This is a genomic window from Pseudomonas sp. 10S4, from assembly GCF_034344865.1.
GTDB lineage: Bacteria > Pseudomonadota > Gammaproteobacteria > Pseudomonadales > Pseudomonadaceae > Aquipseudomonas.
The window spans coordinates 5,724,463-5,751,157 of record NZ_CP133774.1 but is presented as its reverse complement, the minus strand read 5'-3'; the positions used below and the strand labels follow the sequence as shown (position 1 = coordinate 5,751,157).

The window sequence follows — 26,695 nt, the reverse complement described above, 5'->3', positions numbered from 1 at the left end:
TAATCAGCTATTAGATTCATCTGTAGCATCCTCTCCATCAGATCGCCCGGTGGCGATCCTCACCTGGAGATCACTTATGAAACTGTTGCATATCGATTCGAGCATTTTGGGTGACAACTCGGCTTCCCGTCAGCTGAGTGGCGAAGTGGTTAAAGCCTGGCAAGCCGCTGATACTTCGGCCGTCGTGACTTACCGTGACCTGGCTGCCGATGCCATCAGCCATTTCTCTTCGACTACTTTGGTCGCTGCTGGCACTACCGCAGAACTGCGCAACGCCGCGCAACAGCACGAAGCAGAACTGAGCGCTTCGACCCTGGCCGAGTTCCTTGCCGCGGATGCTGTGGTTATCGCCGCCCCGATGTACAACTTCACCATCCCGACCCAACTCAAGGCCTGGATCGACCGCATCGCCGTTGCCGGCCAGACATTCCGCTACACCGAAGCCGGCCCTGAAGGCCTGTGCGGTGGCAAGAAAGTCGTAATCGTTTCGACCTCCGGCGGCATGCACGTTGGTCAAGCGACTGGCGTCGCTCACGAAGACTACTTGAAAGTGCTGTTCGGTTTCCTGGGCATCACCGACATCGAATTCGTCCGCGCCCACGGCCTGGCCTACGGTGATGAAGTGAGAACCAAAGCCATGAGCGACGCGCACACGCAAATCAGCGAGCAACTGTTTGCCGCGGCCTAAGATTCTTTCTTAAGGTTCTTTCGTAAGCATTGCGTAAAGAATACTAAACAGCTCGGGCATCATCTGAAAAACTCTGTATTCTGATCATGGTAACGATCAGTTACAGAGTTTTTTGTTTTTAACGATTTTTCATGTTCTGGCCCAGGTTATGCAGTCGAGGGTTAACGTCCCCGTTCTGCAACGACCTTAGTGGCCGCAAACACTGGCACAAGGCCGCGTACTCCGCCACTCGGAGCACTTCGGGCTTTTCAGTCAAGTAACAAAGGTGGGGCATCCCATGGTGCGTCTCTGTGCAACGTTACTGATTTGCGTACTCAGCAGCCTGAATACGGTGCAAGCCAGGCCTGCGCCGAATCTATATTCGAGCGTCGGCTATCACGAGATGACGTTCCTCGATCCGCTGGATCTGCAACCGATGCGCGCCATCGCTTTTTACCCGTCCAGCGAACAGGCGTACACCAGCAAACTCGAGGGCTATACCGTCGAGGCCGGTGCAGACACCAAAGTCGCCATCGGGCGCTTCCCGATGCTGATGCTGTCCCATGGCAACGTCGGCACCCCGCTGGCCTTGCACGACCTCGCCACTTCGCTGGCCCGCAAGGGTTTCGTAGTGGTGGCGGTGATCCATCCTGGCGACAACTCCAAGGATCACAGCCGTCTCGGCACGCTGAGCAACCTTTATGGGCGGCCGCTGCAAATTTCCGAAGCGATTACTGCCACGTTGGGTGACCCGATGCTGGCGCCTTTTGTCGACGCCGATCAGGTGGGTGTTATCGGCTACTCGGCGGGCGGTGAAACCGCGTTGATTCTGTCCGGCGCCACACCTGACCTGGATCGGCTGCGGCGCTATTGCCAGCAACGCCCGGATGACCGCGATGCGTGCAACACCCAGGGCGAGCTGATTGTGGATCGTGATGATTTGGTGCCAGTGGCCGACCCGCGCGTACATGCCTTACTGCTGATGGCGCCCCTGAGTCTCAAATTCGGCCGGCATACCCTGGCCGACGTGCATGTGCCGGTGCTGCTTTATAGCGGTGATGGCGACAAACTGGTGGCTTTCGACAAGAACGCCGCCGCGTTGGCGCGCAAACTGCCGATCGCGCCGGACTTCAAGTTGCTGGCAGGCGCTGGGCACTTCGTGTTCATGGCGCCTTGCAACGAGGAACAGATCATCGCCATGCCGGCGCTGTGCACCGATGCCGACGGCGTTGATCGCGAAGACATTCACCGCAACCTGGTCTCTGAAGCCGGACGTTTCTTTTCACATGCCTTGGCCAAACCGACGCGGGCGGGGATGCAGACGGCTGATCAATAATGTATTGAACGCTGCATAACCCCTGTGGGAGCGAGCTTGCTCGCGATAGTGGTCTGACAGTTGACTAATTTGTTGAATGTCCAGCCGCCATCGCGAGCAAGCTCGCTCCCACAGTGGGGTCTGTTGTCAGGTCGTTGCACGGCGTTTCAGGAGCAGCGTCAAACCAAGCCCGGTCACCGACAACAACGCCGCACTGAAGAAAATCCACGAATACCCCAGGTTCAACGCCACCGCACCCATCAACGGTCCGGCAATCGCCAGCGCCAGGTCAAAAAACACTGCATAAGCACTTAGCCCCGCGCCGCGACTGGAGTTGGGCACCTGCTTGATCGCCTCGACTCCCAATGCCGGATACACCAGCGACAAACCAAACCCGGTCAACCCGGCGCCGATCAGCGCGTAACCGGTGGACGGCGCCATCCAAAGCATGATCAGCCCGACGGTTTCGATGGTCATGCAGGCAATGGCCGAGGTGGAACCGCCGAAACGGCTGATGGCCGAGATGAATAACAGCCGCGACAGAATGAAACAGACCCCGAACACCGTCAGGCAATACGCGGCGCCGGTCCAGCCACGGTTGAGGTAATACAGGGTAATAAAAGTGGTCAGGGTGCCGTAGCCGATGGACGCCAGGCTCAGGCTCGCACCGAATGGAGCAATGCGCCCGAACACCGCCCAGAATGGCAGCCGCTCGCCGCGAATCACCGGCACTGACGGCTTGTTGCGAATCAGCAACAGCGCCCCGAGGGCCAGCGTCGACAGGACAATCCCGAGGCTGGCGAACCCATACTCGGCAACCATCACCACCCCCAGTGGCGCACCAATGGCGATGGCACCGTAGGACGCGATACCGTTCCAGGAAATCGAGCGCGCCGTGTGCTCGGCGCCGACCTGGCCCATGCACCAACTGATGGTGCCGACGCCGATCAAACCTTGGGCAATCCCCAACAGTAGCCGGCCGGTGATCAGGATCATCAGACTCAATAGCGGGACGCTTTGCAGCAACGTTGAAATCAATGTCAGCACGCCACTCAACACAATCCCCGACAAGCCGTAAACAATTGCCCGCTTGGTGCCAATGTTGTCCGACATGCGCCCGGCCATCGGGCGGCTGAGCAAGGTGGCCAGGTATTGGCAGCCGATGGTCAGCCCCGCGATGATCGCGCTGAAACCCAGCTGTTCATGGACATACCCCGGCAACACCGCAATCGGCAGGCCGATGCAGAGGAAGGCAATAAAGGTATAGAAGACGATGGAGACGATCTGCAGGGTGATCGCCATGGAGCTTTGCGGGGGTAGTTGCTGCGCAGACATGAGGGCTCGTTCGCGGGCGGCGGTAGGAGAACTGCATGATGGCTTGGGCGGGAAATAAAAGGAAGCAGGCTAACTATGTTCGTTGGGTTTGAGGGCCTCTTCGCGGGCAAGCCTCGCTCCTACAGGGGACGTGCATACCCGTAGGATGCGAGGCTTGCCCGCGAAGGTTTCTGCACCACAATGTACCCAACATTGAAATGCAAAAAGCCCCGTCACCAGGACAGGGCTTTTACTTGCAGCTTGAAACTAATAGCTGCTTTTAGAACACGACGCCCTGACTACGCAGGTAGTCATCGTACGTGCCGCTAAAGTCGATCACGCCACTAGGGCTCAACTCGATAATGCGGGTGGCCAGGGACGATACGAACTCACGGTCGTGGCTGACGAAGATCAGCGTGCCCGGGTAGTTCTCCAGCGCCAGGTTCAGCGCCTCGATGGATTCCATGTCCAAGTGGTTGGTGGGTTCGTCCATGATCAGCACGTTCGGCTTCTGCAGGATCAGCTTGCCGAACAGCATGCGACCTTGCTCACCACCGGAAATAACCTTGACCGACTTCAGAATCTCGTCGTTGGAGAACAGCATGCGGCCGAGGGTGCCGCGAACGATTTGCTCGCCGCCCTGGGTCCATTGGCCCATCCAGTCGAACAGGTTGCAGTCGTCTTCGAAGTCGTGCGCGTGGTCCTGGGCGTAGTAGCCCAGTTCGGCGGCGTCGGTCCACTTCACAGTACCGGCATCCGGGGTCAGTTCATTGACCAGGGTGCGCAGCAGGGTGGTTTTGCCGATACCGTTCGGGCCGATGATCGCCACGCGCTCGCCGGCTTCAACAACGAAGCTGAAGTCCTTGAACAGCGGCTTGCCGTCGAAGCCTTTGGCCATGCGCTCGACGATGACCGCTTGACGGTGCAGCTTCTTGGTTTGTTCGAAACGGATGAACGGGCTCACACGGCTCGAAGGCTTGACCTCGGCCAGTTGGATCTTGTCGATCGCCTTGGCGCGGGAGGTCGCTTGCTTGGCTTTCGAGGCGTTGGCCGAGAAGCGGCTGACGAACGATTGCAGCTCGGAAATCTGCGCTTTCTTCTTGGCGTTGTCCGACAGCAGTTGCTCGCGGGACTGGGTCGCCACGGTCATGTACTCGTCGTAGTTGCCCGGGAACAGGCGCAGCTCGCCGTAATCCAGGTCAGCCATGTGGGTGCACACGCTGTTCAGGAAGTGACGGTCGTGAGAGATGATGATCATCAGGCTGGAGCGCTGGGTCAGAATGTTTTCCAGCCAGCGGATGGTGTTGATGTCGAGGTGGTTGGTCGGTTCGTCGAGCAGACAGCACTTCAGGATCGGAGAACAGCGCCTGAGCCAGCAATACGCGCAGTTTCCAGCCTGGGGAAACCTCGCTCATCGGGCCGAAGTGCTGCTCGATGCCGATACCCAGGCCCAGCAACAGTTCACCGGCACGGGATTCGGCGGTGTAGCCGTCCATTTCGGCGAACTCGGTTTCCAGCTCGGCTACAGCCATGCCGTCTGCTTCGGTCATTTCCGGCAGCGAGTAGATGCGATCGCGCTCGGCCTTGACCTTCCACAACTCTTCGTGACCCATGATCACGGTGTCGATAACGGTGAATTCTTCGTAGGCGAACTGGTCCTGGCGCAATTTACCCAGACGCACGTTCGGCTCGAGCATGACCTGGCCGCCGGACGGCTCGAGATCGTTACCGAGGATTTTCATGAAGGTCGACTTGCCGCAACCGTTGGCGCCGATCAGGCCGTAGCGGTTACCCGCTGCGAATTTAACCGAAACGTTCTCGAATAACGGCTTGGCGCCGAACTGCATCGTGATGTTAGCTGTGGAAATCAATTACCTTACCTATCAATGGGTTAGAGCTGGTCGTTTTTGCCTGATACCGATTTGATACCAATCTGGAGCTTTTCCAGCTCCGCCCAGTCTGAGCTTGAGTTGAGCCAACGCGCATACGTCGTCAGCAACATTTGGACGCTGTGGCCAAGTTGCTGAGCGATGAAGGCGGGGTTCATGTTGGACATTAAGCATATTGTCGCATAAGTATGACGGCAGTTGTACGGTGGCCGATAAGACATCGCCAAAGCCTTCAGGGCTGGTCCCCACTGCTTATGCAGGTCGGACGTCTGTTTGATGTACTCGCTGTTCTTCGATGGCGGGAATACGTAGGGCGTTTCCTTGATCTTGCCGACGCCTTTTTTGCGACGTTCGGTGTACTGACGGGCGTACTCCAGTGCGTGCAGTGCCCGCTCATTGAGCAGCACATAGCGATCCTTGCCGGTTTTGGTGCGCTCTTCGACTACACCCAACGCCACGGTGCGGCAGACATGAACCTGGCGCTTGACCAGGTCAACGGCATCCCAGCGCAGTGCCGCCACCTCCGAGAGCCGGAGTCCGGTGAAGAACGCGAACTCAATGAACGCGGCGTAGATCCCGCTGGGCCAGTGAGTAGTCTGGTACAGGTGGGCGATGATCCGGTTCGCCTCGTCCAGCGAGAACGGGTTGATCTCCTTACGCGCCCGCTTCGGGAGGTCGATGATCTTCGCCGGGTTCTTTTGATCAGCTCTTCAGTGACGGCCGATTCTAGGATGGTCGAGAGCTTTACTATGGCGTTGCGCCGAACACCCGGAGACGTCCACTCCGTGGCCGCAATGATGCGGCGCAGGAGAGTGGTGGTGATCAGATCGATTCGCACCAGGGCAAGCGGTGGAATCCAATACAGGTTCAGCGCGCCTTTATAGTTGTTGCGAGTGCCGTCGGTGATAACCCGGCCATCCAGCCATAACTGCGCGTACTCGTGAAAGGACGGCACGCCACCGAGTGAAACAGTCGATCCCGGAAATAGCTCGGCGTACTTGGCGTCATCCAAGAGGCCGAGCTTGATCAGGCCGTCCAGCCGCTGACCCTGATCACGGGCTATGGCGAGGTGATGGGGACCTGGTGCTTGAAGAACATCAACGAGGAACAGGGCGCGCTGTTGCACGGCGGGATTCCCCGTAAACAAGGGTTCACTCTGGAGTTTGCACGCTATGGCGACGACATGCAGAACGTCTGACGGCGACATGCTCGACGTCATTTGCCATAACGTTTATGGCCATCTGAACGGCAGCACTGAGGCGGTGCTTGATGCCAATCAAGGGCTGGCGGATGAGCCCCAGCCCTACCGCGCGGGCGTGGTGATCGTGCTGCCAGATCTGTCCACTCCGACCGAGGAGGGGATCAGCTTGTGGGATTGACCTCGGCCGGTGCCGGCACCCCGTTGCGTTACGCGTAACAACACTTTTTTTGACCCGCCTTGTGCGGGTTTCTTTTGGACAAAATCCATGACCCCCATATTTCGAATCGTGGCCGATGGCGCCGATATCACGGCGCTGATCAATGATCGGCTGCTGTTGCTGCGCACCTCTGACAAGCCGGGCATGGAGTCCGACGAATTTGAGTTGCGCATTGATGACCGTGACGGCCAGGTGCAGTTGCCTCGGCGTGGCAGTTCTATCGAGATTTACCTGGGCTATGCCGAAACGTCACTGGCGCGTCTGGGGCGTTACGCAGTGGACACGGTCGAGGTGTCGGGTCCGCCGGACACGATTGTGATCAAGGGCAAGGCCAGCGACATGCGCGGCAGCGGCAAGACCATCCGTAGCGGAAGCTGGGAGGACGTGCCGCTGTCGAAGATCGTGGCCGACATCGCGGCGCGCAATGGCTGGCAGCCGGTGTGTCCGGTGGCGACAAAGGTCGCCCGGGTGGACCAGCTCAATGAGTCCGATTTTAATTTCATCACGCGCCTGGCCAAGCAGTACGACTGCACGGCCAAGGTCGCTGACGGCAAGCTGTTGGTGATGCCGCGTCAAGGTGGCCAGACCGCCAGCGGCAAGACGTTCGGCGCGATCACCCTGACCCGTAGTGACCTCAGTCGTTGGCAGTTCAGCCTCGGGGATCGCAACTCGCACAAGGCAGTGTCCACCAAACACCAGGACAAGAAGAACGGCAAGCTCGCGGTAGTCACCATCAACAACGACGACGCGCCGGATGGTCTGCCGGCCGTGCATACAGACCGGCACATCTATCCGAACAAGTCCGCCGCCGAGGCGGCTGCCAAAGCCCGCTTGACGGCGTTCAATCGCTCGACTGCGGACGTGCGTCTTGAGATGCCCGGCCGGACAGACATCTTCGCCGAGCGACCGATCAATGCCCAGGGCTTCAAAGTCGGCCTTGATGGCGAGTACCTGGCGGATTCGGTCGAGCAGGTGTTCACCCAGTCCGGCTGGTCGACCACGGTCGAGTGCAATGCCGGCAAGAAAGGCAAATCCAAAGGTAAGAAAAAGAAAGAAACGAAGCCGCTCAAGGTCGTGAGCATCGAGAGGTTGTAGCCCATCCCATCGCCGCCTGAGTGCGGTTTTTTTATGTCTGGAGTTTTTTATGTCCGTCACGGAACAACAGTTGCAACGCATCATGCCAAACGCCCGCCGCCAAGCGGGCGTTTTTGTATCTGCCCTGAACACGGCGATGGCCCATCGGCAGATCAACACACCGAAACGTCAGGCTGCGTTCCTGGCGCAGCTCGGTCACGAGTCGGGTCAGCTGCAGTACGTCCGCGAGCTGGGCGGCGATCAGTACCTGAGCAAATACGACACCGGCAACCTGGCTCAGAAACTGGGCAACACCCCGGAGCCGGACGGCGATGGTCAGCGTTATCGCGGTCGTGGTCTGATCCAGGTGACCGGCCGCAACAACTACCTGCGCTGCAGCCTGGCCTTGTTCGGCGACGAGCGCTTGCTGCGCACCCCTGAGCTGCTCGAGCTACCGCAATGGGCTGCCGAGTCGGCCGCGTGGTTCTGGTGGGTTCGCGAGCTGAACGCGCTGGCGGATCGGGACGAGTTCGAGGCGATCACCCGCAAGATTAACGGCGGCCTCAACGGTCTGGCGGATCGACTGGAGTTGTGGGGCCGGGCGAGGGCAGTGCTATGCGTCTCGTCGACCTGATTCCTGCGCCGTATCGGTTGCTGGCCAATGGTGTGCTGCTGGCCGCGTTGGCCGGTGGATCTGCCGCGCTCGCCTGGCAGATCCAGGACTGGCGCTACGGCTTGCAGCTTGAACAACAAGCGCGCCTGCAGGCGGAAGCCCTCACTCAACAAACGCTAGCGGCCGCCGCCCAGCAACAAGCTGAGCAAGACAAACGCCTGGCGCTGGAGCAACGGCTTTCTGCCAGTGAACAAAACCATTACCGAGTCTTGAGCGATGCCCAACGTGATCAAGGTCGCCTGCGCGACCGCCTTGCCACTGCTGATCTGCGCCTGTCAGTCCTACTCGACGCCACCGCTGTCGCCGGCAATGACTCAGTGTCAGCCACCACCGCCACCGGCGGCGTGGTTCATGGCCCCACAAGAGCCCAACTTGACCCAGCGCATGCTCAACGAATTATCGGCATCACTGATGCCGGCGATCAAGGACTGATCGCGCTGGCGGCCTGTCAGGCCTACGCCAAAGAAGTGTCAACACCGAAGTAAAAAAGAGCGGCCGGAATTGGATACTCGCCAAGCCGCACCGGTCGACGTCCTCAACGACATCAACGGCGATTTGTGATTGCGAAGCAGTCGTCAAGCAAAGGCTGGATCAAGCCTGCCGAGAAACGGCTCGCCATGATCCGGGGGAGGTCCGGTGACATGTTGAACGAACGCTGAACGGAGTTGAAGTTGATGGGGTTGGATCGGAGAGAGATTGACGTTTTTCTTGCCTGAGAGGTGTTGTTATTTGTGTAGTAAGTAGGATCTTACCCTCTAATTGTACAGTTGTTGTTACACGACTATGCAGTTTGAGGTTAAGTCGGCGATCGGCCAAATCATTGATTTGTATGGTCTATAGGGTGATCTACAAATTATCTGAGTCAATTTATTGTTTGATTTTTGATACAATTTAGATGCTGAAATTATTGGCTGCAATGGCTGCAACCTAGCATTTCTGGCCAGAAAACAACGCTTTTTGGCGGCGGTAATAGATGCTAGCCTATAATGGCACTTTGGTATTTTGTTTGGGCAAGTATCAAGTTCTTGATGTCTGACAAGTCGCTCGTTTAGTGGCAACGCTTTTTAAATGTATTCGCCCGCTTAAGATTGGTTCGACGCGCTTGATGTAAGCACGACGCGCTTTCATCATTCGTTAATGCCGTTGAGTTGCTATGCCTGACCCTAACGCAAGGACCAGCGTTTCGCCCGAAACGCCACAACACAATGGAAGTGAAGACAGTGGTATTGCATCACTCGTCGTCATTGCCCAGTTGTCCGGCGTCGCCATCAGCGCCGACCGCCTCAAACACCTGTCAGGGCTGTCCCGGCCTATCGATGCCTTGACGTTGGTGCGTCTGGCCCGGCAGGTCGCGCTCAAGGCCCGCTCTACCACCAGCCACATCAGCCGCATTGCGCAGACGCCGCTTCCCGCTATCGCCGAACTTCGGGACGGACGCTTTCTGGTCGTGGCCAAGTGTGCGAACGACAACGTCTTGCTGCACGATGAAGTGCAACAGCGCACCTTTCAACTCACCTTGGCCGAGTTTGAACAAATCTGGTCCGGTCGTTTAATCCTGATTACTTCCCGCGCCATCCTGGCACAAGGCGGCGGCAAGTTTGATATGTCGTGGTTCATTCCGTCGATTGTCAAATATCGCAAACAATTTCTGGAAGTGTTGGCTGGCTCGTTTTTCCTGCAACTATTCGGTTTGGTTTCGCCGTTATTTATGCAGGTCGTGATTGATAAAGTGCTGGTGCACAAATCAATGTCGACTCTGGATGTATTGGCGTTCGGCCTGATTACCATCTCCGTGTTCGAAGCATTACTGGGTGGATTGCGCACTTACGTGTTCAGCCATACCACCAACCGGGTCGATGTCGAACTGGGTGCGCGCCTGTTCAATCACTTGCTGGGGCTGCCGCTGGCGTATTTCCAGGCGCGGCGAGTGGGCGACAGTGTGGCGCGGGTGCGCGAGCTGGAAAATATCCGCAACTTCCTCACCGGTAACGCGTTGACCGTGGCGATGGATATGTTTTTCACCCTGGTGTTCTTCGCGGTGATGTTGACCTATTCGCCCATGCTGACCTTGATCGTGTTTATCTCGTTGCCGTGCTACATCGCCTTGTCGGTCATCGTGACGCCAGTGCTCAAGGCCCGACTCGATGAAAAATTTCGCCGTAGCTCGGAAAACCAATCGTTCCTGGTGGAGTCGGTGACCGGCATCGAAACCATCAAGTCGATGGCCGTCGAACCCTTGATGCAGCGTCGCTGGGAAGAACAGTTGGCCGGCTACGTGTCCAGCGCCTTCAAGGCTTCCAGCCTTTCCAGTTCGGCCAATCAAGTGGCGTCCCTGATCAGTAAGCTCACCACCGCGGCCTTGTTGTGGTTTGGCGCCAGGCTGGTCATCGGTGGCGACCTTTCGGTGGGCGAACTGATTGCCTTCAATATGCTCTCCGGTCGGGTCAGCGGCCCGGTCTTGCGTCTGGCGCAACTGTGGCAAGACTTTCAGCAAGTGCGGCTGTCGATGGACCGCTTGGGCGACATCCTCGACAACCGCGCGGAATCCGGCGTCTCTGCCGGGCAAGCTTCAATGCCGCCGGTCAAGGGTGAAGTGGTGTTCGATCGGGTGGTGTTTCGCTACCGCGCCGACGGTCCGGAGATTCTGCGCGGTTTGTCATTGACCGCCGCAGCCGGCGCCGTCATCGGCATCGTCGGCCCCTCCGGTTCTGGCAAAAGTACCCTGACCAAATTGATCCAGCGCCTCTATTCACCCGAGCGCGGACGGGTACTGATCGACGGCATGGATTTGTCGGTGCTCGATCCCGCGTCGCTGCGGCGGCAGATCGGTGTGGTGTTGCAAGAGAACATGCTGTTCAAAGGCACGGTGCGCGACAACATCGCCTTCGCTTCGCCGGGCATGCACTTTGATCAGGTGGTCGAAGCCGCAGAACTGGCCGGTGCCCACGAGTTCATCCTGGAACTGCCGCAAGGTTACGACACCGAACTGGGGGAGCGCGGCAATGGTTTGTCCGGTGGTCAGCGGCAACGCATCGCCATCGCGCGGGCACTGGTGACCAATCCGAAAATCCTGATCTTCGACGAAGCCACTTCGGCGCTGGATGCCGAATCGGAATCGATCATTCACGGCAACATGCACAAGATCTGCAAGGATCGTACGGTGTTCATCATCGCTCACCGGTTGTCGGCGGTCAGAATTGCCCAACGGATCATCACGGTCGAGAAAGGCCTCATCGTCGAAGAAGGCAGCCACGACGAGCTGCTGCAACAAGACGGTCGTTACGCCTCGCTGTGGCGTCATCAGACAGGGCACCTGCATGTCGCTGCTTAATCGATGGTTCCCACGGCTGCAGCATTACCGCGACATTGCCCGCGCGGCACTCGATGCTGAAAAAGCCCAAGGCAATCCCCTGCAACGCCAGCGTGACGAAGTCGAGTTTTTGCCGGCGGCGCTGGAGGTACTGGAAACGCCCGTGTCCCCGGTCGGTCGCGGCTTGATGTGGGCGCTGATGCTGTTGTTCGCCATTGCCCTGGTCTGGTCGACTGTCGGCAAACTCGACGTGGTTGCGGTGGCGGAGGGCAAGGTCGTCCCCAACGGCAAAAGCAAAACGATCCAACCGCTGGAAGCCGGCATCGTCAAGGCGATCCTGGTCGACAACGGCCAGCACGTGACCCAAGGCCAGGCCCTGATCGAGCTGGACCCGACCGAGGCCACGGCGGATGTCGGTAAATCGAGGACGGCGCGGGTCGATGCAATGTTGACGATCAACCGCGCCCAAGCCCTGCTCGATGCGCAAACCGTCAATCGGACACCGACCGTCCAACCGGTGCCGGACGCTACCGAGGATCGACAACGAGATACCCAACGCTTCGCCGAAGGCGCCTTCTACGAACACCGCAGCAAACTCACCAGCTTGCGCTCGGAGTTGCAAAAACGCGTGCAGGAACTGCAAACCACCCAGCACAAAATCAGCAGCCTGCAGCAGACCTTGCCGATGACCCGCGCGGAAGAGGAGGACTACCAGACCTTGCTCCAGCAAAGCTACGTACCGCGCCATGCCTATCTGGAAAAGGAGCAGGCGCGGATTCAGCAAGAGCAGGAGTTGGCTGGGCAGCAGAGTTACGCCAAGGAATTGCAGGCGACGATTCAGGAGCAGCGTGACGATATCGATACCGCCATTGCGCAATTTCGCCGTGAACAACTCGATGCGCTCAACCAGGCGCAGCATCAGTTGGCCCAGGTCCAGGGCGATGAAACCAAGTCCCAGCAACGGCAATGGCAGACCCATTTGACCGCGCCGGTGGGGGGACCGTGCAGGAACTGGCGGTGCATACGATTGGCGGTGTGGTCACCCCGGCGCAGGCCTTGTTGGTGATTGTGCCGGATGACGCCGGCCTGGAAATTGAAGCGCAGATTCTCAACCGGGATATCGGTTTTGTTCGGCCGGGGCAGGATGCTGAAATCAAGCTGGATGCCTTTCCGTATACCCACTACGGCACGATCCCGGGCAAGGTCATGTCGATTTCGCAGGATGCGGTGAAGGATGACAAGTTGGGGTTGGTTTATCCGGCAAGGATTCAACTCGGTGCGCATGTGATTGTGGCGGATGGTAAGGATGTTCAGTTGGAACCGGGGATGTCGAGTTCGGTGGAGATCAAGACTGAGCAGAGAAGGATTATTGAGTATTTGTTGACGCCGTTGTTGAAGTATCAGAGTGAGGCGTTGAGGGAGCGATGACCAGTAGCCTGAAAACATATGAAAAACTCTAGCTAGGCGCGGTCTTCATCGCAGCTTGGCAATCGGTTGATTGTTGTAATTTTTAAATTGAGGGAAACAGATTGAAAGTCAATGAAATTGCAGTTTTTGCAGCCGCTGCAGCTTTGTGCACAACGGCACTTGCCGGAACAGATGATATAAAAGCATCGAATAATCAGCTTGAAATCCAGGCCATTTCCACGAGAGTCGATTATAAGGAAACCAACGATGGTAGATTCGGCACTCGTACCGGAAAGCTTGATACGGAAAACGGCAATGTCCCCGGCTTTGCATTATCTTTTTCCATGATGAAGGACGACTGGCTGGACAACGAATATTTTCAATATCAGTACAGTAAAAACGACGGACATACCGGATATACGGGCTCACACCGAGGCGGAACTTTTGGTTCTGTGACTACAGACTCTAGCGCAACCATTACCGACTACAGTCTGCGGTTAGGAAAAGGTTTTGCGATTGACGGGGAGTTCATGATCACCCCTTACGGCGAACTTGGCCATCATGAATGGCAACGCGGTGTCAATACAGGTGAAACCTATACCCACAGCTGGTATGGTGCTGGCACGCTTGTCCAATACTCGCCATTTTCCCGTTTGGTGTTTACCGCCAATGCCTTGGCTGGACGCACGTTCGCAGCAGACATTGATGTGAATGGCTCTCTTGGCTTTACTGGTTCGCTCGGAAATTCCAATCTGTATAAAGCCGGCTTATCTACAGATTATGCGTTCACGAAAAAATTTCATGGAAATGTGGGTGTCGATTACACCTCCTTTAAATATGGTGGCAGTGCTACGCACAGAGTTGCAGTCGGATGGGTGGCATGGGAGCCAGAAAGCCAGACCGAATACACGACTTTAAAAATTGGGGTTGGCTACGCTTTTTGAGTGTGTCGTCCGAAAGGGTGCGGCTTTATCAATTAGAACGATGTACTGAAAAAACAAAATCCCTTTTTTCGTTTGAGATCGGGTAGTTGTTTTTGAAATCTTAGATGGGAGAAAAGGGCAATGAAGAGTGGCGGTAGTTTTATGCGTAGTCGTTATGGCCTGCTGCTAATTGCACTGATTGTCCTTGGTGTTTTGATTTTTTATAAATTTAGGAAAGATGATATTCCTGTAGACACGGGGAGCAGCGAGCTTCAAATAAGTGGCCGGCAATTCAGAGCTGAAGTGGATAGCACTTTTTGAAAATGAGTAAAGTGAGTGCGCAACGAGTTTATGATTTGACTGAGGTGTGTAAAAAATACTTTCCGGTTGGTACGTTATTTTCTGATGTTGAAGTGATGTTGGTTGCGGGCGGAGCTCTTCCGTCAAAGCCTCACGGCATGATTTTAGTTCCAAGCTACAATCGTGGGCTTCCAGAAAATAGCCCTGACAGAAATGACGTCGGTGGTGGATTTGCTCTTGACAGATCATTGGTGTCGAATTCTATATTTGTAGTTATCTTTAGACCTCAGGAAGCAAGTGTGACTCCTCGGAAAATCGGGCAAATTATTGCTTGTTTTGTAAGAACAACCAACCTGTAACTCTTGACTAAAGGGACAGTACTTTGCCTGACTCAACTTCGTCTATATCAGCAGTGTTTGTTCCGGTCGCGGCACTCCCACTCACTGGCACAATGACTTACCATGAGACGCTCGTATACACAACCCCGAACGGGTCGTATTACATATCTGCTGGACCTACTATTTCCAACAGTAGCCTAGGTTTGAATGATGTGCAAAAGGCAGAAAATATAGTCCTGGCCGCCGCTTCTGTAGGAACGAATACCCCATCGATTTGGGGGACGCTAAAAGTTGAAGGCAGTGGAGGTTTTATCCCGAAGGATACAACTGCAGGAGTGGATGTGGTTCCTCAGCTTGATCCGAATACCGGCGTCGCAAATGAAAACTCCGGAACAGTATATGCTTCGCAGGTCTTAGCGACTGGGTCCGACCTAAGTGCGCAGTGGGGAACTATTGTTTCCACGTACAATAATGTTGTCCCATTGAATCTAACTTACTCTCCAGCAACACAAAACTCCAACAGTGTTGCCAATACAGCGTTAGCTGCTGCCGGCGTGTCATTACCAACTAATACGGAACTGTTTGGGGCGGACCAAACATTGACGCCTGCAAGCGGTAGCATGCTTCCGACAACACCGGATCAGCTTTCCAACTATCTAAAGGCGGAGCAAGACACATTTCAAGGGATGTATACAACGGATGCATCCGGGAACACGACAACTACGATTACGGACAACACTCAACCTGGCGACCCTAGTATTTCGATCACCATGAACGCTAGTAATACTGGCGCAACTGTAGTTCAAAATAATGGTCAGGGCGCCATCGTCGCGACGATGGATGGTGTAGGCGCGACCGCCACACTTAATAACGCAACCGTGAATGTTGATGCTGGCAGTACTGCCACAATTGGCGGCTCCAACAATGATATCACCGCCGAAGTGAACGCCGCAGTCAATCTGTCAAGCGGATCGAGTTGGGACGTCGTGAAGATGATGAAAAGTGGCGAAGTTGTCCTCGCCAGTGCAGACGACGACATAACCATTCACGCTACCAACAGCTATGTATCACTGGGCGTAGAAGATCGTGTTGCGATTGATGGCAGTACTACCAACGTTGCTGGCGGCATTGACAACACTGTCACCATCCAAGGCAGCGGAGAAAATGTCACGCTGGGATCAGGAAGTACGCTGGCCATGACCGGCACCAACGAAGAAGCCAATCTGTCGAACGGTACCATTTGGCTGGGGGCGAACACGACGCTGACCGGCACCGGGCTGACCGGCTCCAACGACACGCTCGGCGGCAGCGCCAGCGACTCCGTTGTCGAGTACGGCAACAATGACGTTACGTCACTGGGATTGGGAAGTACGTTGGCCATGACCGGCACCAACGAAGAAGCCAATCTGTCCAACGGCACCATTTGGCTGGGGGCGAACACGACCTTGACCGGCACCGGTTTGACTGGCTCCAACGACACGCTGGGCGGCAGTGCCAGTGACTCGGTCGTCGAGTACGGCAACAATGACGTTACGTCATTGGGGCTGGGAAGCACGTTGGCCATGACCGGCACCAACGAAGAAGCCAATCTGTCCAACGGCACCATTTGGCTGGGGGCGAACACGACCTTGACCGGCACCGGTTTGACTGGCTCCAACGACACGCTGGGCGGCAGTGCCAGTGACTCGGTCGTCGAGTACGGCAACAATGACGTTACGTCATTGGGGCTGGGAAGCACGTTGGCCATGACCGGCACCAACGAAGAAGCCAACCTGTCCAGCGGCACCGTTTGGCTGGGGGCGAACACGACACTGACCGGCACCGGGCTGACCGGCTCCCACGACACGCTGGGCGGTAGCGCCAGTGACTCGGTCGTCGAGTACGGCAACAATGACGTTACGTCATTGGGGCTGGGAAGCACGTTGGCCATGACCGGCACCAACGAAGAAGCCAACCTGTCCAACGGCACCGTTTGGCTGGGGGCGAACACGACGTTGACCGGCACCGGGCTGACCGGCTCCCACGACACGCTGGGCGGCAGTGCCAGTGACTCGGTCGTCGAGTACGGCAACAATGACGTTACGTCATTGGGGCTGGGAAGCACGTTGGCCATGACCGGCACCAACGAAGAAGCCAACCTGTCCAGCGGCACCGTTTGGCTGGGGGCGAACACGACACTGACCGGCACCGGGCTGACCGGCTCCCACGACACGCTGGGCGGTAGCGCCAGTGACTCGGTCGTCGAGTACGGCAACAATGACGTTACGTCATTGGGGCTGGGAAGCACGTTGGCCATGACCGGCACCAACGAAGAAGCCAATCTGTCGAACGGCACCGTTTGGCTGGGTGCCAACACGACACTGACCGGCACCGGGCTGACCGGCTCCAACGACACGCTGGGCGGTAGCGCCAGTGACTCGGTCGTCGAGTACGGCAACAATGACGTTACGTCATTGGGGCTGGGAAGCACGCTGGCCATGACCGGCACCAACGAAGAAGCGAACCTGTCGAACGGCACCGTTTGGCTGGGTGCGAACACGACACTGACCGGCAGCGGTTTGACCGGCTCCAACGACACGCTGGGCGGTAGCGCCAGCGACTCGGTTGTCGAGTACGGCAATAACGACGTCACGTCATTGGGCGCGGGAAGTACGTTGGCCATGACCGGCACCAACGAAGAAGCCAATCTGTCGAACGGTACCGTTTGGCTGGGTGCCAACACGACACTGACCGGCACCGGGCTGACCGGCTCCAACGACACGCTGGGCGGCAGTGCCAGTGACTCGGTCGTCGAGTACGGCAACAATGACGTTACGTCATTGGGGCTGGGAAGCACGTTGGCCATGACCGGCACCAACGAAGAAGCCAACCTGTCCAGCGGCACCGTTTGGCTGGGGGCGAACACGACGTTGACCGGCACCGGGCTGACCGGCTCCCACGACACGCTGGGCGGTAGCGCCAGTGACTCGGTCGTCGAGTACGGCAACAATGACGTTACGTCATTGGGGCTGGGAAGCACGTTGGCCATGACCGGCACCAACGAAGAAGCCAATCTGTCGAACGGCACCGTTTGGCTGGGGGCGAACACGACACTGACCGGCACCGGGCTGACCGGCTCCAACGACACGCTGGGCGGTAGCGCCAGCGACTCGGTTGTCGAGTACGGCAATAACGACGTCACGTCATTGGGCGCGGGAAGTACGTTGGCCATGACCGGCACCAACGAAGAAGCTAGCCTGTCCAACGGCACCATTTGGCTGGGGGCGAACACGACGCTGACCGGCACCGGGCTGACCGGCTCCAACGACACGCTCGGCGGCAGCGCCAGCGACTCGGTTGTCGAGTACGGCAATAACGACGTCACGTCCCTGGGAGCGGGAAGCACGTTGGCCATGACCGGCACCAACGAAGAAGCGAACCTGTCGAACGGCACCGTTTGGCTGGGGGCGAACACGACGTTGACCGGCACCGGGCTGACCGGCTCCAACGACACACTGGGCGGCAGTGCCAGCGACTCCGTTGTCGAGTACGGCAATAACGACGTCACGTCCCTGGGAGCGGGAAGCACGTTGGCCATGACCGGCACCAACGAAGAAGCTAGCCTGTCCAACGGCACCATTTGGCTGGGTGCGAACACGACGTTGACCGGCACCGGTTTAAGCGGTTCCAACGATGTTCTAAACGGTAGCTCGAGCGACTTCGTCATCGAGAACGGCAATAACGACATCACGTCCCTGGGGGCGGGAAGTACGTTGGCCATGACCGGGACCAATGAAGAAGCCTATCTGTCGAGCGGCACCGTTTGGCTGGGCGCGAACACGACCTTGACCGGCACCGGTTTAAGCGGTTCCAACGATGTTCTGAACGGTAGCTCGAGCGACTCCGTCGTCGAGAACGGCAATAACGACGTCACGTCCCTGGGATCGGGAAGCACGTTGGCCATGACCGGCACCAATGAAGAGGCCAATCTGTCGAGCGGCACCATTTGGCTGGGGGCGAACACAACGCTGACCGGCAGCGGTTTGACTGGCTCCGGCGATGTTTTAAACGGTAGCTCGAACGATTCTGTCGTCGAGTACGGCAGTAACGACGTCACCTCCCTGGGAGCGGGAGGTACGTTGCACATAACGGGCAGCAATGATCAGGCAGATCTGTCCTACGGCACCCTCTATCTGGGTAACAACACCACCGATAGTGTCATCGGTAGTCACGATGTTATTGACGCAGCGTCTAATGACGTAACAGCCCTTGAAGGCACTTACGACTCTACTAGCGGCAACGCATCCGACCACGATTATGACTACGGCGGCAATTACACAGGTGACTCGGTACAAGGTGGCGTCACTGACACTCATGAACCTGCCGCATTGGGTATTCCCCCATCGAGTGACGATTTCCCCGATTTCCCCGATTTCCCCGATTCCCCCGGCTCTCCCGATTCCCCCGATTCCCCCGATCCCTCCGATCCCTCCGATTTCGGCGATGACGGCTTTGCTGGTAGTCAATCCACGGTGTCAGCTGCACTCAGCAGCAACATCGGTTCCATCGCCGAGTACGAGCTGAGTCAAGGCAATCTGGCGGCAGCCGCGGCGGCGGAAAAGGGCTTCCAGCAAGCCGTCGAGGTGGCGAACTCGACACCCACTGCCGGTACGGGAACGGCTGTTCTGGACGGCGCCAAATTTGACCAACAGGTCATTACCTGGAGCCTTGCCAACACTCAGGGAACCCAGGCCGCGCAGTTCAGTAGCTATATGGGGAGCGCCGACGAATCAGTCGTACAGGCGGCATTCGACACTTGGGCTAGCGCCACGCCGGGGCTGACCTTTGAGGAGGTCAGCGATTCTGCGCAGTCTGATATTCGGGTGGGTTTTGGGGATTTCAACACAGCGACCACCGCGGTCATCGGTTACACCAGTTATCAAGCCAATGGTAGTCAGATAGCGCCCGACGCCATCGTTCGGGTGGAGGACTCGGCGCAGGATGCGCTGACGACAGGAGCCGATGGGCAGCAGACCTACGCGGGTACTGACGCCACGCTGTCCCAAGTGTTGCTGCATGAGATTGGTCATGCGCTGGGCCTGGGAGATAACGCCGATCAAAACTCGGTAATGAACTACCAGCTCACTTCCAGCAATCAGACGCTGGACAGCACGGACCTGGTCGGTATCGGTTCGCTCTATGGTTCTGGCGCGACGACCTCGCCAGTTGGCAGTAGTGGTGTGAGCCAGTTGATTCAGGCCATGTCCACCTTCAATGCGGATGCCGGTGTCGCCGATACCGCCTTGCTGCCGGCCACTTTGTTGACGAGCAATATCACGCTCGTTGCCTCATCGCGTGCAGCCTGATTGAGGATGTGAGGCAGTTTTCACAAACGTAATAGCTGTCACGACATCCGCTGCGAATTGCCAGCGGATGTCGTGCGTTTGGGAAAAGGCTGAACTCAATGTGCGTGGCGTGACCATTATTGAAGTCGAGGGTGTCGGCTCGATCTCAAAGATCAATCACGTTGTGAGTGTGAAGTTAAAGAGTGAGTGGGCAGGCATGGTGAGTTTTTATAGAGCGGCTCTACGTAGTAGCGTCGTGGGTATTATTTTTTTGTGGGAGCGGGCCAAAGTTTTGCTTTCGAATTAGGGCCAACTGATCCGTTGCGGCAGTTGAGTGGTGTATCCACAACGCCGGCCAATCACATGTTCGATCCGTCGTCTGCATGGGACGTATGTGCGGGCGATGCAAAGACCGATCTGACGTTACTCGATATCGTCTCCAGCGCGTTGTGCCACAACCCGAAAACCCGTGACGCCTGGGCCAATGTCAAAGTGCAAGCTGCGCAGGTCGGTGTATCCGAGGCCGCCTATCTGCCGACGTTGAATGGCACGATGCAGGCAGCGAAAGATAATTCGAACAGTCGCGGAACCGCCGCCGATCCGTTCGACGTTCAATCCAGCAGCCGCTACCAGAGCGCCGGATTGACACTGACGTGGCTGCTCTATGATTTCGGCGCCCGATCGGCAGGCGTCCATTACGCCAAGAGCAAGCTCGCATCCGCTCTGGCGGGACAAGACAGCGCATTGCAGACGGTGTTTGCCAATACGGTCAAGGACTACTACGCCGCCTTCGTCGCGCAAAAAAACATGCAGGCGACGCGAGACATTGAAGCAGATGCAAAGCGTGTATTGGACGCGGCAACGGTACGAGTACAGCACGGCGTGGCGGCCGTCAGCGATCAGTTGCAAGCGCAAACGTCGTATTTTCAGGCAACCTTCAATCGCCACAAGGCCGAGGGCGATTGGCTGTCTTCACTTGGCTTGATGGCGATCGACATGGGGCGACGTCCCAATCAACCCCTGCATCTGGTCGACGCGGACAGCGTCACCTTGCCCACCCAGTCCTTTGTGCAGTCCGTCGATCAATTGCTGCAAACCGCCCAGGAGCGACACCCTTCATTAATCGCTGCCCGAGCTGATCTGGCGGCAGCGCAAGCCAACGAAGAAGTCGTCCGGGCGCAGGGCCGACCGACGATCAGCTTTGTCGGTAAATACAACTACGATAATCAACCCCAGAGCTCCGGCGCCGGTCAGCAATATTTTGGTGAGACCGTTCGGGACCGCTCGGTCGGGCTACAAGTCAACATCCCGCTTTTTGAGGGGTTTACCCGAACCTATCAAGTGCGCGGCGCGCAGGCTCAGGTCGAAGGCAAGGAAGCCAGCTTGAGCGATGCTGAACTGCAAGTAGCGTCCAGTGTCTGGACCGATTACCAGACATTGACGGTAGACACGGAAAACGTGCACACCAGCCAACAAATTCTCGACAGTGCCCATCAGGCATTCGATGCCGCGCAAGCGCGCTATGCAAAGGGTGTGACCGGTATCCTTGAGGTCATCACGACCCAGACGGCATTGGCCAACGCGCTGCAACAGCAGATCAGCGCGCTGGCTGGCTGGCAGAACGCACGCATTCAACTGGCGTCGAGTTTGGGGAGTCTGGATGTCAGGAGTCTATACCCGACTCTTTGAGGTCCGCTCGAAGTATCCGTTTTGGTAGGTTTTGTTCAGTGAGAGTTTGTAGAGGTGAATCGCCCGCGCTTCTCTAGATAGCTTTGGAAGGCTGCTCGTGGCTGTTCATTACAATTGTTAGGCTATCGGCTGCGACAGGCAAAGCTCCGGCCACTGGTAAGCTCTGCTTAGGTAAAAGGTTTAGGGCAAAATTAGGGCAAATTCAGGGCCGCCATAGACCGTGGTACGCCACCGACAGAGGACGAAAGCGACGAGTTTGATGGTCTGGAGCGGTCCTCAGGGACACGCGAAGGGGTTCGAATCCCTATCCTGTAATTGGTTTTCCAATGACCGTATTCGACCCATAGCTGCCCCTCAGCACGAGTGGGCGTAGTCTGCCGATAGGCAGTAAGAAATCACATTCGACTCCAAAGCACCAATCTTACTGAACAGACGCTGAATGGCATGATGAACTCATGCCCAGCAAGAGACCACCTGGTTGCTCCGCGTAGCCACCTCCACTACGCTGCGCTGGCCCTCTCGGCGGGCAACTTCGACTTTAGGGAGGCGTACATGGATCGATTTCTCCGCTTTCACACCAGGCTGGTACAGCTGGAACTCTACTGCGTCATCTTTCCGGCGATGTGCGTTTATACTTATTTTTCCTTCCGCTACGTTCCCCTAATTGCACTATTTGCCTTAGGCTCAGTGTCACTATTGATACTGTTGCTCATCCCGTTGTTCCAGTGGTGGGGTTTGCTCGGGCTGGTTCGTCTGTTCAAACACTTCAGGGACGCGCAGGTCCGGGTTGGGCTGAATACCTGGCTGGGTATCGCCGGCAGTCTCGTTGCCATTTTGTTCATGGTGTTGTGGAAGGAAAACGTCTGGCAAAGGCCGATGTTGTTCGGAGTTTTTTCACCGTACCTTGCGGTGGTCGCGCACTGGACGTGGCTTTATTGGAAAAAATACCGGCAATCCATCGCAGCAATTAAAGGCTTTCGTTGGGTAGTTGTAGCTGCGCTACTTGTGACATGTTTTTATGCAGCCAGCGTGCCACTTGATATCGATTTTGGCCGGTTTTGAGCGCCGAGCCAGCGGTCAGGAATGGATTTACATACAGAGCCTAGGAAACCTACCAGGGATACGTACGATCGCAATCAGGCCCTGGATACTTGCAGTAACAGAGCTGCTGGGCGGCGGAACGCAGCGGCTCCAGATAGACAGTGGTCATACGTGAGTGCCAATTAGCAGTCACTGACTGCACGAAAATAGGGGCGAGCGCCAGGGGTTATGCAATGCCCGGTGAGAACAGGCCCCCTGACATAGACGCCGCGAATATTCTGACGTACCGCGTGTGCTACCTGAAGCAACATTCGGCGGGTGCTTTAGGCGGGATGCGGGCGGAAGCTATCGGACGATCTCTGCCGCAACTGACTGTCCGATTTGGGTTGGCAGCGGTCGTTCATGAATGACGGCTTATGGCCGAATGCAGCCCTTGACGACAGGCAAGAATCGGCCAATAGCAGCCGCTCGAACTTGTTTCACCATGCTGTCGAACGGATTATTTTTCCTCTCTACGCCAGACTGTTGCGGCCAAATCCATCCCCACTGTATCTGCTTCTGCCTAACTACTACCGGTTAGCATTACTCCTCATCCAAGGAAGTATTGCTCTATGCCGGACGCCACTAACCTCTACCTATTTATTGCCGCCGCCTTGATGTTGCTGATCGTGCCTGGCCCTAACATGGCTATCGTCAGCAGCCATGCAGTTGCCCACGGCTGGCGCGCCGGCCTCGCCGCAGCACTAGGAATAACCCTGGCCGATGTGCTGATGACCGTCATGGTTAGCGCAGGTCTCGGTGCGCTGGTGATGAGTTGGGCGCCGGCGTTTGACTTGCTACGGTGGGCTGGGGCTTGTTATCTGATGTGGCTGGCCTGGCAGGCATTGAAGACTCCTCCTGCGGACACTGATACTCAAGCTACACAGGCTTCGTTTCGGAAGATCCTTGCCCGAGCCACGCTCAACAGTCTGTTAAACCCTAAGGCGCTGTTGTTCTTCATGGTATTCCTGCCGCAGTTCGTCAGCGTAGGTGCCAGCAGCGTCACCTCGCAATTGATGTTCTTAGGTTTGTTGCTTGCGCTGATCGCATTGATCTTCCATTCCCTGCTCGGATTTTGCGCCGGACGGCTGCATGGGCGCCTCAGCAAAGGCATGATATCTAAACGCCTTGGTGCTTATGGCTTCGCTGCGGTAATGACAGCTCTGGCGGCACGTTTACTGCTGCTCAACCGGCCGCTTTAAAGGGTCGAGTCACACCGATTTGGCAAAATATTTTCCTTGCCTATCCGCACCGTCGAATACCGTGACCTAGACGAGATGTCCACTATGGGTCCAGGCTGTGTGAAAACTCCCGCAATTGTCTAATCTTCTGATCGTCGAGATCGTAGCGGGGGCGATCATGAAACGATTTATTGAAGGTGAGGCTCGGACGCAAGTCACCTTGCTGCCGGCGTGTCTGGACGATTACGTAGCCGAAGAAAATCCAGTGCGCGTGGTCGATGTTTTCGTCGATGAACTCGACCTGGGCGCACTTGGTTTTGAGGGCGTCGATCCTGCCGCAACTGGTCGTCCGGCCTATCACCCAGCGGTGTTGCTGAAGATCTATATCTACGGCTACCTCAATCGAATTCAGTCCAGCCGCCGGCTTGAGCGTGAGACCGAGCGCAACGTCGAGTTGATGTGGTTAACGGGGCGTTTGGCTCCGGACTTCAAAACCATTGCCGACTTTCGCAAAGACAACGGCAAAGCCATTCGCAGCGTATGCCGCCAGTTTGTAGTTCTTTGCCGCAACCTCAATCTCTTCTCTCAGTCGATCATCGCCATCGACGGCAGCAAATTCAAAGCCGTCAATAATCGCGATCGCAACTTCACTCAGGGCAAGGTGAAGGCACGCATGCAGCAGATCGAGCAGAGCATTGATCGCTATCTGGCGGCGATGGATTCGGCGGATCGGGCAACGCCCGAAGTGGCCGAGGCCAAAGGAGAGCGGCTGAAAGAAAAGATAGAAACACTAAAAAAGCAGATGCAGAAACTCAAGGAAGTCGAGGCACAGCTCCACGAAAGTCCAGACCAGCAGATTTCCCTCACAGACCCAGATGCACGCTCAATGGCCACGAGCGGTCGAGGCACCGGGACGGTTGGCTACAACGTGCAAACCGCTGTCGATGACAAACACCATTTGATCATTGCCCATGAGGTGACCAACGTTGGCAATGATCGCGGGCAGCTGAGCAATATGGCGAACCAAGCGCGTGAAGAAATTGGAGCTGAATCGCTAACGGTGGTGGCTGATCGAGGCTATTACAAAGGTCTGGAAATCCTTGCTTGCGAGCAAGCCGGCATCACTACCTTCGTACCGAAACCCCTCACATCTGGCAGCAAAGCGGAAGGCAGATTCGGCAAGCAGGATTTCATCTATCTTGCGGCGTCGGACGAGTATCGATGCCCTGCGGGGCAGTTACTAACCAGGCGACATTCGTCGACGGAAGACGGCATGTTATTGCATTGTTATTACTTCTCGGGCTGCCAGTCCTGCTCAATGCAAAAGCAATGCACGACGGGTAAGGAGCGTCGGGTTAAGCGCTGGGAACATGAAGCGGTAGTTGATGCGATGCAGGTTCGATTGGAGCATGACCCGGGGAAGATGAAGGTTCGCCGCCAGACTGTTGAGCATCCTTTTGGAACGCTCAAATATTGGATGGGAGCCACCCACTTCCTGACCAAAACACTACCGCGGGTAAGTACTGAGATGAGCCTTCATGTGCTCGCCTACAACCTCAAACGAATGATGAGCATCTTCGGCATCGCAGGACTGCTTGAGGCGATCAGGGCGTGAATCCAGCCGCTTGGCTCGCCCGTTAGTAGCCGTTTGGGCCGCTGACGCGGTCCAAACGGCATTACGAACGTCTATGTAGCTGACTAGGGCAATTCGCGCTTCCGTCTGCTGGTTTCGCAGACAACGCCCGTAGTTCTCAACTTTCGATGTGTTCAGTGCGTTTTCACACAGCCTGGGTCGAAAACGACCACTCACGAATGACTGCTTATGGCCGATTGGTGCCTCTCAGCATACTTTAGACTGCCCATTATTAGGATCGCCTAAGGCGATCCTACAATCGTACAGTGGGTCGAGACGCCTTTTCTAGACAGGTTTGAACGACTGGTCCCCCTCTTTTTTCTGTCACGATTGATCGACCGATCCCGACTAACTGGTCGTGCCATACAGAAAGTCGCCGGAGAGCAGGTGGTAAGAATATTTTCTTCACTGTAGTATTTTTGTTATTAGTTAGGTGTCAGTTATAGTTTGGTGTATTTATGGAAGAGTATTACGTTACGGGGTACGTCTATTTCATTCAGGCTGGAGATGATCTGGCTATAAAAATAGGTTCAAAAATAGAACCGCTAGCGAAGCGTATTCTTAAATTGCAAACTGCAAATCACCTAAAATTGAGGCTGGTCGGCGCCATAGATTTACGGAAGTTGACCGGGCTTGATACACTCGGAAGAGTTGAATTTTCAATTCTGGCGAAACGAAAAGAAGCAGAAATACAGGCCAGGTTTTCAGGTGCGCGTATCCATGGCGAGTGGTTCAATATAACCAATGATCTTGTTAATTATATTGAGCAGGTTTCTAATGTTAATTGAGAGAATCTATTCGTCAGTTTTGAGAGGCCTGAGCCCGCCCCTCTAAATGGGGTGATTTTGATACCAATTCTGATACCAATCGAAGCATTTTTGGGTGTTTTTATGCGCTCTGAAGCGATCTAAATCCTTGATTTTTCTAAGCTTCAAGCAACACCGAAACGCCATTAAGATCGCATCGTGATGTTAGCTGTGGAGATCAATTACTTTACCTATCAATGGGTTGCGGGCCGCGCATTTGGCGCTTGGGCCATTCCTGGGGCATTTTGGAGTTTATCCATCTCTCCCCAGTCGCCGCTTGAGTTCAACCAGCGCGCATAAGTCGAGAGCAGCATCTGGACGCTGTGTCCAAGCTGTTGGGCAATAAAGGCGGGA

19 protein-coding genes and 3 pseudogenes are annotated in these 26,695 nt (G+C 56.3%); 19 read left to right on the top strand and 3 right to left on the bottom strand.

Annotated features, from left to right (window positions below):
• Positions 1-76 precede the first annotated feature (76 nt).
• Complete coding sequence (locus RHM58_RS26910) at positions 77-688, top strand: FMN-dependent NADH-azoreductase (protein ID WP_322268712.1); 612 nt, start codon at positions 77-79, stop codon at positions 686-688.
• A gap of 277 nt (positions 689-965) precedes the next feature.
• A complete protein-coding gene (locus tag RHM58_RS26905) occupies positions 966-2,003 on the top strand; it encodes an alpha/beta hydrolase family protein (RefSeq protein WP_322268711.1) in 1,038 nt (345 codons plus the stop codon).
• Positions 2,004-2,129: 126 nt separating this feature from the next.
• Here the strand turns inward: RHM58_RS26905 and RHM58_RS26900 are convergent, their stop codons facing one another.
• The 3 genes and pseudogenes from RHM58_RS26900 to RHM58_RS26890 form a co-directional block, all read right to left on the bottom strand.
• Positions 2,130-3,317 (bottom strand): MFS transporter, encoded by a 1,188-nt coding sequence (locus RHM58_RS26900; protein WP_322268710.1) that lies wholly within the window; start codon positions 3,315-3,317, stop codon positions 2,130-2,132.
• Between the two features lie 259 nt (positions 3,318-3,576).
• Positions 3,577-5,167: pseudogene (locus RHM58_RS26895) on the bottom strand (ABC-F family ATPase).
• A gap of 20 nt (positions 5,168-5,187) precedes the next feature.
• Positions 5,188-6,296: pseudogene (locus RHM58_RS26890) on the bottom strand (tyrosine-type recombinase/integrase).
• Here RHM58_RS26890 and RHM58_RS26885 point away from each other — a divergent pair.
• The 17 genes and pseudogenes from RHM58_RS26885 to RHM58_RS26805 all read left to right on the top strand — a co-directional run.
• Positions 6,222-6,383 (top strand): annotated as a pseudogene (locus RHM58_RS26885) (phage tail protein); the annotation flags it as partial. The pseudogenes RHM58_RS26890 and RHM58_RS26885 sit on opposite strands and share 75 nt — an antisense overlap.
• Entirely contained in the window at positions 6,358-6,564 is a 207-nt protein-coding gene (locus RHM58_RS26880; protein WP_322268709.1) for a tail protein X, read from the top strand. The pseudogene RHM58_RS26885 and the gene RHM58_RS26880, both read left to right, overlap by 26 nt.
• A gap of 87 nt (positions 6,565-6,651) precedes the next feature.
• Positions 6,652-7,698, top strand: coding sequence for a phage late control D family protein (locus RHM58_RS26875; RefSeq protein ID WP_322268708.1), 1,047 nt, complete (start codon positions 6,652-6,654; stop codon positions 7,696-7,698).
• 49 nt (positions 7,699-7,747) lie between these two features.
• Positions 7,748-8,311: a glycoside hydrolase family 19 protein gene (locus RHM58_RS26870; protein WP_322268707.1), complete on the top strand. Its 564-nt coding sequence runs from the start codon at positions 7,748-7,750 to the stop codon at positions 8,309-8,311.
• Positions 8,293-8,835, top strand: coding sequence for a lysis protein (locus RHM58_RS26865; protein ID WP_322268706.1), 543 nt, complete (start codon positions 8,293-8,295; stop codon positions 8,833-8,835). Before RHM58_RS26870 ends, RHM58_RS26865 begins: the two co-directional genes overlap by 19 nt.
• A 668-nt stretch (positions 8,836-9,503) precedes the next feature.
• Positions 9,504-11,681, top strand: coding sequence for a type I secretion system permease/ATPase (locus RHM58_RS26860; RefSeq protein ID WP_322268705.1), 2,178 nt, complete (start codon positions 9,504-9,506; stop codon positions 11,679-11,681).
• Positions 11,668-12,726 (top strand): biotin/lipoyl-binding protein, encoded by a 1,059-nt coding sequence (locus RHM58_RS26855; protein WP_322268704.1) that lies wholly within the window; start codon positions 11,668-11,670, stop codon positions 12,724-12,726. The genes RHM58_RS26860 and RHM58_RS26855 overlap by 14 nt, the downstream gene beginning before the upstream one ends.
• Entirely contained in the window at positions 12,663-13,088 is a 426-nt protein-coding gene (locus tag RHM58_RS26850) for an HlyD family efflux transporter periplasmic adaptor subunit (protein WP_322268703.1), read from the top strand. The genes RHM58_RS26855 and RHM58_RS26850 overlap by 64 nt, the downstream gene beginning before the upstream one ends.
• 101 nt (positions 13,089-13,189) lie before the next feature.
• Complete coding sequence (locus tag RHM58_RS26845) at positions 13,190-14,011, top strand: hypothetical protein (protein WP_322268702.1); 822 nt, start codon at positions 13,190-13,192, stop codon at positions 14,009-14,011.
• A gap of 120 nt (positions 14,012-14,131) precedes the next feature.
• Entirely contained in the window at positions 14,132-14,311 is a 180-nt protein-coding gene (locus RHM58_RS26840; RefSeq protein ID WP_322268701.1) for a hypothetical protein, read from the top strand.
• Positions 14,308-14,649, top strand: a complete 342-nt coding sequence (locus RHM58_RS26835; RefSeq protein WP_322268700.1) for a hypothetical protein — start codon at positions 14,308-14,310, stop codon at positions 14,647-14,649. The genes RHM58_RS26840 and RHM58_RS26835 overlap by 4 nt, the downstream gene beginning before the upstream one ends.
• A gap of 971 nt (positions 14,650-15,620) precedes the next feature.
• Positions 15,621-19,973 carry a beta strand repeat-containing protein gene (locus RHM58_RS26830; RefSeq protein WP_322270908.1) on the top strand — a complete coding sequence of 1,451 codons (4,353 nt, stop codon included), beginning with the start codon at positions 15,621-15,623 and terminating at the stop codon, positions 19,971-19,973.
• 342 nt (positions 19,974-20,315) lie between these two features.
• Positions 20,316-21,641 (top strand): TolC family protein, encoded by a 1,326-nt coding sequence (locus RHM58_RS26825; RefSeq protein ID WP_322268699.1) that lies wholly within the window; start codon positions 20,316-20,318, stop codon positions 21,639-21,641.
• A gap of 552 nt (positions 21,642-22,193) precedes the next feature.
• Positions 22,194-22,703, top strand: a complete 510-nt coding sequence (locus RHM58_RS26820) for a hypothetical protein (protein WP_322268698.1) — start codon at positions 22,194-22,196, stop codon at positions 22,701-22,703.
• 590 nt (positions 22,704-23,293) lie between these two features.
• Positions 23,294-23,923 (top strand): LysE family translocator, encoded by a 630-nt coding sequence (locus RHM58_RS26815; protein WP_322268697.1) that lies wholly within the window; start codon positions 23,294-23,296, stop codon positions 23,921-23,923.
• Between the two features lie 157 nt (positions 23,924-24,080).
• Positions 24,081-25,517, top strand: coding sequence for an IS1182 family transposase (locus RHM58_RS26810; protein ID WP_322268696.1), 1,437 nt, complete (start codon positions 24,081-24,083; stop codon positions 25,515-25,517).
• 476 nt (positions 25,518-25,993) lie between these two features.
• Entirely contained in the window at positions 25,994-26,323 is a 330-nt protein-coding gene (locus RHM58_RS26805; protein ID WP_322268695.1) for a GIY-YIG nuclease family protein, read from the top strand.
• Positions 26,324-26,695 lie beyond the last annotated feature (372 nt).